Origin of the sequence: Priestia sp. BR_2 (assembly GCF_041954005.1) — a bacterium.
GTDB classification, from domain to species: Bacteria; Bacillota; Bacilli; order Paenibacillales; family Paenibacillaceae; genus Paenibacillus_AQ; species Paenibacillus_AQ lautus_A.
The window spans coordinates 1-10,742 of sequence record NZ_JAVFHM010000249.1; the positions used below are offsets into that span (position 1 = coordinate 1).

Annotated in this window: 11 protein-coding genes; 10 read left to right on the forward strand and 1 reads right to left on the reverse strand. The window is 42.7% G+C overall.

What is annotated here, in order from left to right; translation table 11 throughout:
- Positions 1 to 493: 493 nt before the first annotated feature.
- The 4 genes from RB298_RS19780 to RB298_RS19795 all read left to right on the forward strand — a co-directional run bounded on the left by RB298_RS19780 (position 494) and on the right by RB298_RS19795 (position 4,080).
- The gene (locus RB298_RS19780) at positions 494 to 1,510 is read left to right on the forward strand and encodes a phosphotransferase enzyme family protein (protein WP_486048172.1); all 1,017 of its coding nucleotides are present in this window, start codon (positions 494 to 496) and stop codon (positions 1,508 to 1,510) included.
- A 200-nt stretch (positions 1,511 to 1,710) separates the two neighbouring features.
- The gene (locus tag RB298_RS19785; RefSeq protein ID WP_375119854.1) at positions 1,711 to 2,466 is read left to right on the forward strand and encodes a hypothetical protein; all 756 of its coding nucleotides are present in this window, start codon (positions 1,711 to 1,713) and stop codon (positions 2,464 to 2,466) included.
- A 214-nt stretch (positions 2,467 to 2,680) separates the two neighbouring features.
- Positions 2,681 to 3,346: a carboxylesterase family protein gene (locus tag RB298_RS19790; protein WP_486048174.1), complete on the forward strand. Its 666-nt coding sequence runs from the start codon at positions 2,681 to 2,683 to the stop codon at positions 3,344 to 3,346.
- A 197-nt stretch (positions 3,347 to 3,543) separates the two neighbouring features.
- A complete protein-coding gene (locus RB298_RS19795; RefSeq protein ID WP_375119852.1) occupies positions 3,544 to 4,080 on the forward strand; it encodes an SMI1/KNR4 family protein in 537 nt (178 codons plus the stop codon).
- 387 nt (positions 4,081 to 4,467) lie between these two features.
- Here RB298_RS19795 and RB298_RS19800 read toward each other — a convergent pair whose 3' ends face one another.
- Positions 4,468 to 5,319 (reverse strand): aldo/keto reductase, encoded by an 852-nt coding sequence (locus RB298_RS19800; RefSeq protein ID WP_375119851.1) that lies wholly within the window; start codon positions 5,317 to 5,319, stop codon positions 4,468 to 4,470.
- Between the two features lie 171 nt (positions 5,320 to 5,490).
- Here RB298_RS19800 and RB298_RS19805 point away from each other — a divergent pair, with 171 nt between their 5' ends.
- The 6 genes from RB298_RS19805 to RB298_RS19830 all read left to right on the forward strand — a co-directional run.
- On the forward strand, positions 5,491 to 5,934 hold the full coding sequence (locus RB298_RS19805; RefSeq protein WP_192571856.1) for a MerR family transcriptional regulator: 444 nt from the start codon (positions 5,491 to 5,493) through the stop codon (positions 5,932 to 5,934).
- Between the two features lie 29 nt (positions 5,935 to 5,963).
- Positions 5,964 to 6,248: a hypothetical protein gene (locus tag RB298_RS19810; protein ID WP_486048176.1), complete on the forward strand. Its 285-nt coding sequence runs from the start codon at positions 5,964 to 5,966 to the stop codon at positions 6,246 to 6,248.
- Positions 6,249 to 6,404: 156 nt separating this feature from the next.
- Positions 6,405 to 7,232, forward strand: a complete 828-nt coding sequence (locus RB298_RS19815; RefSeq protein ID WP_486048177.1) for a copper amine oxidase N-terminal domain-containing protein — start codon at positions 6,405 to 6,407, stop codon at positions 7,230 to 7,232.
- Between the two features lie 555 nt (positions 7,233 to 7,787).
- Positions 7,788 to 8,279 carry a hypothetical protein gene (locus tag RB298_RS19820; RefSeq protein ID WP_486048178.1) on the forward strand — a complete coding sequence of 164 codons (492 nt, stop codon included), beginning with the start codon at positions 7,788 to 7,790 and terminating at the stop codon, positions 8,277 to 8,279.
- A gap of 782 nt (positions 8,280 to 9,061) precedes the next feature.
- Positions 9,062 to 10,228: an epoxide hydrolase family protein gene (locus RB298_RS19825; RefSeq protein ID WP_277745854.1), complete on the forward strand. Its 1,167-nt coding sequence runs from the start codon at positions 9,062 to 9,064 to the stop codon at positions 10,226 to 10,228.
- A gap of 270 nt (positions 10,229 to 10,498) precedes the next feature.
- Positions 10,499 to 10,742: hypothetical protein (locus RB298_RS19830; protein ID WP_486048180.1), on the forward strand; the 244-nt coding region annotated here is incomplete at its 3' end.

The following is a 10,742-nucleotide window of genomic DNA, read 5'->3' on the forward strand; positions in this document are numbered from 1 at the left end:
AATAGTACATCCGAGCTGTAGTGCTGCTTCGTGGGCTCGAAGAGGTGTATAAGGGACAGGTTTTATATCATTCAATGTGCCGAACCCCTACGCGTCACAGCTAAGGCGAGGCAGGGGAGGTGGTCGGTACTGTGCACAAAACGGGACATATTACTGATATTGTCGAGGTACAAGAACATGGTCCCAAAGAAAGTCGCTAATTTAGCGGCTTTTTTGTTTTATCGGTACAAGTACTTGTCCATAGCCAAGGACAAGTACTTGTGCCGATTGCCGTTTAGATAAGTATCAAACTATATTCCTATGCAATTTCATTAGGCAAAGCGGCAGGATAATTCAATTTTTATACGGAAGATAAAGGTGATCGATTTGAGGAGGGCTTGCGTGCTTTTTCATTTTAGCGAAGACGCTAGTATCAAAGTAGAAGGGATGAACGGTTACAGAGGGAAGAGTGAGAATGAAGCGAAAATGTGTTGAATGAAAGAAGGTATAGAAAATGATACGAGAAATTGAAGAGCAATTCACTGATGAGATCCTTACCGAAGCAATAAAGCGATATGACATTAATAAAGACACTGTTCGTTCATTGGGCGGTTATGAAAGCTTTGTTTATGAATACCAGAAAAACAACGCATTTTTCATATTAAAAATCTCACATACAATTAGAAGATCGAGAAATAATACACGGGGTGAAATTGAATTTTTAAATTATTTGTCGAATAAAGGACTGGCAGTTTCAAATGCTGTTCCATCGACCAGGGGTAATATGGTTGAAGAAATTGCTGCAGAAATTGGTTCGTTCCTAGCCATTTCATACGAAATGGCTCTTGGAAAAGAAGTGTCGGATGAAGATTGGAATGAATCGCTTTACGAAAAATGGGGCGAATTTATGGGGAAAATTCATCATGCCACAAAGAGTTACGAATGGAGTAATCCGGCGTTTAAACGACAAGCCTGGGACCAAGAAGTTCAATTAAAGGCGGAGAAGTACCTGCGACCTGATGATGTAATGATTTCAATTCTAAAAGAAAGATTATCAAAACTTACTTCTCTGCCCAAGTCCAAAGATACATACGGTTTGACTCATACTGATTTTCATCAAAGTAATTTTTATCTGCATAACGGCGACATTTATTTGTTCGATTTCGATGATTGCAGTTATACGTATTTCGTAAACGATATTGGGATTACATTGTATTATGCACTTTTTTATCCGTTTAAGGAATTTGAGAATAAAACGGAGTATTATAAATTGTTTTTCCGCCATTTTATGAAAGGATATCTGAAGGAAAATACAATCCAAGAAGAAGAAATAGTATATTTACAAGATTCTATTAAACTTCGTCATGTATTGCTGTATGTTTATTTTCATCAAGCAAACGATATGTCAAATTTGGATGAAGAATCAATGAACAGGTTAAAAGAGCTTCAACGAGTAGCCGCTTCTGATGATCCTATGCTGCCGATTGACTTTGTTCATGAATTTAAAAGCATTTATAATAGTATTCATTAACCTGGAGCATCGTATTTTACTAAAGTAGGGGAAGGGCTGACTCAACACATCCGGCTCATAGGGGCCGGCCGTGTTGTCGGGTGACAAAAACATAGTAACATTAGAAGCCGCTGATTCTGATTATGCGGCTTTAAATATTTATGTTATCAAGTTGATATACTGGTAAATAGTTAATTATCAATTACATAGTGAGGTGTAATATGAATTCCAATTGCAAGGCACCTAAATTGCTGCAACAACTTGTGGAATGGGAAGGTTCTTTTGCACATGAGGTTGCATATCTAGAAAACCCATCAGGACTTTTCCTCGGATTAGATTATAGTCATGATGGTTACTTCTGTACTCCCGTAGACAGCATTCCATTTGCCAGCACTGGTGGAGACGGTGTACACTTTGCGCTCCTAACAGATTTTGGAGTAGTTAAAGATTTAGAAGAGGCTTTAGTTATTAGAGTGTCTCCTATGGATCATGAACGTGTTCGTATAGTTGCGAAGAATATAAATGATTTTTTTTCACTTCACTTTTACAATGAATCGTTAGCATGGAACGAATTCCAAAATGAAGATCGATACTTAAGTCATCTCCAAGAAGAACAAAGTAGGGAAAGTAATTCAGAATGGTTTGATCATGATCGGTGGAAGTTCGAAAAAGGAAAAGTGTTAAATGAAGTAAAGAATAGGTTCAACATTTTGCCTATAGAACAGCCTTTTTCCTATATAAACAATCTTCGTATAGAAAGATCATTCCAAGTAACTGTAAATACTCTAGATTCAATTGGTACCAAACAATTTATGCCAGCAGTGTCTAATGAAACTATAGAAATGTTAGCACTCGTTCGCCATCTTCAACATACTTGCTCTGGCGATAAAACTTTAATTGACCGAATTGCCAATGATCTTCGTTTATTAGGGTATAACCACGAGGCTGACTCACTAGTTTCACGTCTATTCATTTAAACATCGAACAGTTGCCGGTTGACAGCTGCACCTGCACTCCATTGCACTGACGTGAAACGTTAGTTCAATAGAAGACAAGAAGGCAGCCGTTAACGAGATCGGCTGCTTTTGTTCAACTAACGGGCAGTTTAATGCAACTGAAGGAATTCCGGGAAATATGGGGAATTCTATTTTTACCCCCTATGGGAGATATCAGTAAAGTGAGGGAGATACGATGAGTCAAACCGCAAATAAATTTGAAAAAGAAATAACTAAAAGAGTGCGGATGAAATACCTCTTACATTTGCCAGATCAACATGAAAAAGAATCCTCAATTAAGTGGCCTTTAATCTTATTTCTTCACGGGGCAGGTGAACGTGGAGATGATCTGGAGTTGGTTAAAGCACATGGAATTCCTATGATAGCAGAACGCGATCCTTCTTTTCCATTCATTACGATCTCCCCTCAATGCCCGGAGGATTCTTTTTGGAATGCTGAACAAGACGGATTGATGGCATTAGTAGATGAGATCATTGCAAACTATAACGTAGATACACATCGGATATACTTGACGGGGCTAAGCATGGGTGGTTATGGGACGTGGCACTTAGCAGCAGAATATCCAGGAAGGTTCGCAGCTATCGCTCCAATATGTGGTGGAGGTAACCCCAACCGGGTACATGAACTAATAGGAACACCCACCTGGGCATTCCATGGCGCGAAGGATGATATAGTGCCCATTGCTGAATCAAAAAAAATGGTAGACGCACTTCGCGAAAACGGCGGAAATGTCTCTTTCACAATTTATCCTGAATCGAATCACAACTCTTGGACAGAAACATACGATAATCCGGAATTATACAGCTGGTTTCTAGGTCATTCTCTAATGGTAAGGAAATGAAGTTGTTTTACACTAACGGGACACGTTAATTTAAAATAGCATGGAGCAGTTCGCCTGTAGGCAGCTGTTCCTTTTTTTAAGCTAACGGGCAGGGTAGTTCAATAATTTCGTGAATACTCTACATATGGAATGATTCACGAAGGTACATAGAATGATAGTGCGAAGTCAAAAATGCAATAAGGAGAGTTCTAGAATGTATGGACAATACCTCATTAGAATCCCTTGTTAAAGAAAAAGAGATTCACGAAACATATGAAGTAGCATCGAAAGAAGATATAGAAAAAACTGAAAATGCTTTGAATTACAAACTACCAAAATCCTATTGTGATTTTGTATCACAGTTTAGCAATGGCGCATTTCTGTACATGATTCAAGAAGTAAGCGCAGTAGGAGATGGAAACAAACAAATCTTATCGATTCAGAGACTTTCTTTACAAAGAATGACGAGCGTTGAGACTCATAAAATGATTAATATTAGAGAGGGTGGATCAGTGGAAATAGGCCTTTTAATCCCGTTTTCTCTAGATCATAATGGAAATGCATGGTGTTTCATTGCGAGCCAGATGAAGAATGAAGAATACAAAGTTGCTTATTTCGATAGTCACAACCCCAGATTGTATGGAATCATGGATAATTTCAATGAGTGGTTAAAGGTTTTGATAAACAATAGAGAGGAAGTAATTAGAACCTTATATGACGATAATGTGATTTCTACGGAACTAGGGTTGGGATAAATACTAGTTACAGCGAGATTTTTCATAACACCATAACGTTCAATCAGGAAACGTTGGAAATTGAGTGCGTCTCTAAGAAAAGGTGTGAACGAAGTTCGTAGATATATCGTTAATCGGAAACCGATAGATCGAGAGCGAACCCTTAGCAGTGCATGGCTTATAGACAGAAAAAAAGAGCCGCATATGCGACTCAATTATTACCTGTCGGGGGACAGCATGGTCCCATTGAAAGTTGCTAATCTAGCGGCTTTTTTGTTTTATCGGTACAAGTTCTTGTCCCGAGTCGAGGACAATAAGTGAATGAGTTTAAAGGACAAGCGAGTTTACAACACGAAAGGACAGGAGTTCCGGCCCTGTCCTTTCTAAATGGAGAAACCGGACCAAGGTTTACAGTTCGACTCTCCAGTTGCCCATCATCTTGGCGACTCCGGGATCGCGGTACGATAAGAATAGACTCTCCCGAGTATCAAGGGTGGAAATGTGTTCCATATCGTCCGCACCCAACTCAAAATCAAAAATGTTGAAATTTTCGACGATTCGCTCTTTCCGTACTGACTTTGGAATGACAACAACTTCTCGTTGAACAAGCCATCGCAATACGATCTGGGCGACGGATTTGTTGTGTTTTCCCGCGATCGAGGTCAGCACTTCGTTGCCGAACATATTGTTTCGTCCTTCAGCGAACGGCGCCCACGACTGGTGTTGCACGCCCTGCTCTTTTACGAAAGCAGCGCTCTCTGTCTGCTGGTAGAACGGGTGCGTTTCAATCTGGTTGACGGCGGGCACAATTTCGTTATGCACAATGAGGTCCATCAGACGATCGGGCATGAAGTTGCTGACCCCGATGGCCTTGATTTTGCCGTCACGGTACAGTTCTTCCATCGCGCGCCAAGTGCCGTAGTAATCGCCGAATGGCTGGTGAATCAGGTACAGATCGAGATAGTCAAGCTGCAGCTTCTTCAGGGATTTTGCAAATGCAAGCTTGGCACTCTCGTAGCCGGCATCCTGAACCCAAATCTTGGTCGTAATGAACAGCTCCTCACGCGGTACACCGCTGCGTTTGATCGCGCGTCCGACCGCTTCCTCGTTAAGGTAACCGGCGGCGGTGTCGATCAAGCGGTAACCGGCCGACAGCGCTTCGTACACCGCGTTTTCGCACTCATCAGCATCGGGAATCTGGTAGACACCGAAGCCTAGGATTGGCATTTTCACACCGTTGTTCAAAGTTACAGTTTGCATTGCGATTCCTCCTATTGATCAAATGTATAACAGCAACCGGCGCGTATCCCCAACATCGGGGACTGAAGCGGGAATTCCGATTACGACAAAGTTGCGTTACAATAAGCATAGTGCCTTCGTGTTACACGAAGGCAAGAGGCTCTTATTCTTTTTTTCCAAGGGGGATTCCACATGTATACGGTCAAAGAAGCCGCTCAAATCACGGGGCTCACTGAGCACGCCGTGCGCTTTTATACGGATAAAGCTCTAGTGCCAAGCGTACAGCGCAATGAGAATAATATTCGATTATTCGACGAAGAATCGATCAACTGGCTGCATGGCATCAAATGCCTCAAGCAATCCGGGATGCCGATCGATGTCATAAAAATGTATATCGATTTATGTCTCGAGGGGGATTCTACCATTCCACAACGCTACAGACTCATGATGGAGCATAAAGAAGCTGCGCTCGCTAAGCTCGAAGAAGCCAAACAGCACGTTGCCCATTTGGAAGAGAAGACGGCACTGTACCAGGCCATTCTGGAGAACCGCTCACCAGACACGATGAATCCCGCCCACTGGGGCAGAATTCAGCATATGCACGGGGACGTGTTTTACTCGCGCTCTGCTCGTTAGGCGTGAGATACCTTTTTGACAGGACCGGCGTGCTTACCCTCGGTTATGCCTATCCGAATCTGGTGATGGCGGAAAATTATAAGGAAACGGGACAAGATCAACACATCGAGAGAACAGGCAGCCTGGGATTGTTGGTCAACCATGCGCTTGGCCGAAGCGGTATTTATGGCTTGAAACGGTACGAAAGGGTAGAGCTAACGACTCTGCTGGCAGATCTTGAGCCGGGAAGCCATCTGCTTATATCGGCGGTATGCGGGGAGACGGCAGGCAGCAGGCAGCAGAGCTGCCTATTCTCCGGAAGAAGCTTTGCGTGAACTTGGCATCGCGATAACACAAGACGGAATTTCTATCTCTCGCAAGGGAGAAGCGGAAATAGGTATTCCGTTCATTTTGGGCAACTTTTTCATGGAATAGGACGTCTAAATGAATAGAACTGGAATAAATTAGGGCTGATTTGAGGGGGAGGCCATTTGAAAAAGTTATTGATTAGCATATCGACGGTTATGATCTTTTTTCTTGCGAACGTCATTCCAACACAAGCATCAGGCAATGAAGTAATCGAGCATGGTATTCTAAAGAACAATCGAGTGCTGATCCCAATACGGGCAGTATCTCAGAACATGGGTATCGATGTGAAATGGAACCAATTTCAAAAAACGGCTCAATTGACCAAAGGCGAAACTGTAATCACACTTGCGGTTCAATTCAAAAGGGCCTTAGTAAACCAGGACCGCGTTGATTTTGATGCTCCGGTTGAGCTCATCCAAAACACAACTTATGTACCTTTAAGGTTCGTTAGCCAAACCATGGGAGCAGATGTGAAGTGGGATCAGAAAACCAAAGAAGCCACCGTTATCCTTGATGGCAAGCAAGTCGTCGTTAAGTTGATGAAGCCGAAGTATCAAGTACCTACCAACCAACGACTAAGTGATACTCGTATTGCGCGGTTATCGGAGAAATTGAACGAGGCATCTGATCTATCGAAAGTGAAACAGGTTCGCGCTTACTTCAAACCTTATTTTACGGATCGTCTAATTCAGCAAATCATAGAGCAGGAAGGACTTCACTTTAAAGAAATGAATTTTGATATGAATACGGCAACGGTAAACTATGCAAGCAATACTAGCGCGATGCTTATTCAATCCTACATTCCAGGAAATATATTAACGGGCGAGCTGCATTATGTTTTTGATCGGGAAGCTCACATTATTTATGCTAATGGAGCATGGAAGGTGGACAAGGTAAACGATCATTTGAGACAGATCCCTAATATGAGCCTGGAACCCGATCTTCAGTAGTGATATCTAACCAACTCATGCCCAGCTCAATGGATAGAGAGGATCTGGCTTAGTCATTATCCATGTAAACTAAAGAAGCCGCAATTTTGATATGATCCCCTTTAAGTAGACAGTGTGTAAAATGCGCATAAAAGTCTTCTTGGAGGGGATTTTTTTCATGGGCGAAATCCGAAAAACATATGACATCGAAATCAAGCGCTAGGCTGTTGCGATGTTCCTGGAGGAAGATCTTGGCTACTGTCGGGTGACAAAAACATAGTAACATAAGCAGCCGCTGAATAAGCGGCTTTTTCTATTTATGTTATCAAGTTGCGAGTTAGGTCTTACTATATAATCATAGTTCGATATTACTACTTTTGTCTGTTCTATTGGACCTAGATCTGCTATTATAAAACAAATAACGGAAAAGGCGAGGACATCAGCATGGCTAAAAAATTGAATATCTTTTTATCTTTTCTAATATCTATCATCATCGCGTTCAGCTGCGGTGTGTATTTCTCGGAAGACTTGGGTTATAGTCGGAGTGAACCAACTATAGTTAAAGCTGGGCAAACAGTGGATGCCGAAAACGAACCTTCCAACGGAGATGGCGAAAAAGGCGCAACGAATTCCACGGCTCAGAATCAAGGAGGTAACGAAACGGCCAACGACGAACCCGAAGCTACCCGAGTGACAGCGGAGAATCGTTTCAGCGACCCAAGAGAGTTCAGATACAGTGTCAATTCAGCGAACGGTATCACGCTGACGTGGCTCGTCGATAATTTGACCGGCAAAACGATCAACTACTATACCGTGAAAGTCAGCACATTTAATCCCGTAGGAGACCCTTCGTATGACGAGCACTCCGGAAAGAACTCTTTCAATCTTCAATATGTCGGTCCGGTCATACCGGGGTTAGAACTCGGTGTGTTTGAGCTCTTCACGTATCAAGGTGCTTTGGATTCAATCCGTATCGACGAAGTTGACCTGGAATACGCGGACGGCACCAAAGAAACCGTCGTCTACAATCGCACGACTAAGGACGACAGCGGGCTCAATAATAGATAGAAAAGTTTATATTGCCACTTGCATAGTATTCATGTAAGAGGAAAGAACATACATATCCATTTAAGTCCGCGTTTTACGCGGATTTTTTTTAGTTTGAATTATGTTTTGTCTCGTAATTTAGATTGAAATATCTTTGAGTGTATATCATGATATTGAATGTTCATGGTGAACAAACTAGTTAATTGCAAGGGGGTTCAACGCGTGAAGGTGGTATGTCTGGCACTTAGGCACTTTAGATGCAGGTCCTACCGTTTCTTTTTCAGATGGAACCTCTTGCTTAAATCTGATAAGTTTTTTTGAAAAGTAAAAGGATCAATTGTCACTCTTCCTTAAGATTCGCGAAATAATTGTATTCGTTGATATGTACCGGAGCTGGGATTTGCGTCAGCCGGATAATTGGACTCGCGATGTTCTGAAAGATAGTCAGATGCGGATCATCAATGGATTTTCGTTGATCCACGATTTTCTATAGTATTCAAATAAATGGATAGCGCTGAATAACGGGAAACGTTAGCTCATTGAAGACATAAAGAGGCAGCCGGCTTTTGGGTCGGCTGCTTTTTCTCAACTAACGGGCAGGATTTTTCCAATATGTGGTGTATATGATTTAATGCCCATAGGTGCCCCATAGTTTAACGCGTTAGCATGAGGAGCAGATGTAATTGAAATGAATTCGCTTTGTAAAAGGGTTATTAACCCATGAACCCTGACATAATGTAGTCAGAGTTCATGGATTATTATGAGTATATCAGCAAAACAAACATTTAAAGGAGGAAGTTCACATGACAAATACAAGACCTGTTATTTCCGAGGAAAGCACAGAAATTCAGCCGTTCCGTATCTCCGTAGCGCAAGACGATCTAGAAGACCTTCGGTATCGTTTATCTCGGACTCGTTGGCCGGAAAAGTTAGGTGAAGCGGGCTGGAAATATGGGGTATCGCTGGATTATGTGAAAGAATTAGCACTCTATTGGGAGAAAGAATACGATTGGCGTAAATTCGAAGCTCGCCTGAATGAGTATCCTCAATTCACTACGAATATCGATGGTGCCAACATTCATTTTTTACATGTTCGTTCGCCAGAACCAGACGCATTTCCACTACTGCTTACCCATGCATGGCCTAGCTCGATTGTCGAGTTCTTGGAACTCATCGGTCCGCTCAGCGATCCGCGCAATCACGGTGGTGATCCGGCTCAAGCGTTTCACTTAGTCATTCCTTCCGTTCCTGGATTTGGGTTTTCAGGGCCAATTCTTGAATCGGGATGGGATATCGCTCGTATTTCAAAAGCATGGGATGTCTTAATGAAGCGTTTGGGATATAAGGAATACGGTACCCACGGCAGCGATTGCGGTGCACTTGTATCCAGAGAACTCGGCATTCAGAAGCCGGAGGGTCTTCGCGGCATTCATGTACTGCAGTTGTTTTCGTTCCCTTCCGGAGATCCGGCAGAGATGGCTGACTTAACGGAAGAAGATCAGCGAAAACTTCAATTCCTTGCCAATTTCCATGAACGGGCAGGCTTTAATTCGATTCAATCCACACGCCCGCAAACACTCTCCTATGGGCTAACAGACTCGCCGTCAGGTCAGCTTGCTTGGATTGCCGATTTATTTTGTGGCTTTGGTGACCATGTGGATTTTATCGACCGGGACGCATTTCTGACGAACGTCACCTTGTATTGGTTGACCAATACGGCGGAATCATCTTCTCGCTTGTATTATGAGAACGCGCACAGCCACAGTCAGGAGCCGCAGGGACCGAATACGACACCGACAGCAGTGGCCGTGTTCGGAGATGATTTCAAATCTATAAGACGCTTTGCTGAACGTGACAACACGAATATTGTGCAATGGTCAGAATTTGAGCGCGGAACCCACTTTGCCGCAATGGATGCACCGGATCTTCTAATCCCTGACATTCAGTCTTTTTTTCGGAGATTCCGTTGACACTATTTAATACGGTTATAGAAGATAGGAATTATAACACGTGAGTAAGCTGAACAAAGAGCAAATCCAAGAAGCAGTATCGATCAATAACCCAGTAAAATTTATAGTAACCCCGACTTGAATCGCTCGCTAGTACGCATAGCGCGTCAGACCCTGTACCTAGACTCTTCCCGTAACGCATTGCAATTACGTCCCTTGCTGGAGCCCGGAGGCTGTAGCGGGAGTGGTTCGGAACAAGGTACCGTTAGTGCAAATCTCCCGGCGGGGCATATGGGGGAAAAAGGTTTACCATATGTCCGAGGACAAGAACATAGCCCCATTGAGAGTCGCCAATTTAGCGGCTTTTTTGTTTTATCTGTACAAGTTCTTGTCACTAATCGAAGACAAGAACTTGTACCGATTGCCGTAAAGGATAAGAACATGAGCCGATTACAATTAGATAAGCGTCTAACTATATTTCCATTCAATTTCATTAAGGTAACGGGCAGGATTACTCACCAATCTGAATTGATTG

Excerpts from the sequence above, each read along its gene's own strand:
- RB298_RS19780 (WP_486048172.1), top strand. The coding sequence starts at position 494 with ATGATACGAGAAATTGAAGAGCAATTCACTGATGAGATCCTTACCGAA.
- RB298_RS19785 (WP_375119854.1), top strand. The coding sequence starts at position 1,711 with ATGAATTCCAATTGCAAGGCACCTAAATTGCTGCAACAACTTGTGGAA.
- RB298_RS19790 (WP_486048174.1), top strand. The coding sequence starts at position 2,681 with ATGAGTCAAACCGCAAATAAATTTGAAAAAGAAATAACTAAAAGAGTG.
- RB298_RS19795 (WP_375119852.1), top strand. The coding sequence starts at position 3,544 with ATGGACAATACCTCATTAGAATCCCTTGTTAAAGAAAAAGAGATTCAC.
- RB298_RS19800 (WP_375119851.1), bottom strand. The coding sequence starts at position 5,319 with ATGCAAACTGTAACTTTGAACAACGGTGTGAAAATGCCAATCCTAGGC.
- RB298_RS19805 (WP_192571856.1), top strand. The coding sequence starts at position 5,491 with ATGTATACGGTCAAAGAAGCCGCTCAAATCACGGGGCTCACTGAGCAC.
- RB298_RS19825 (WP_277745854.1), top strand. The coding sequence starts at position 9,062 with ATGACAAATACAAGACCTGTTATTTCCGAGGAAAGCACAGAAATTCAG.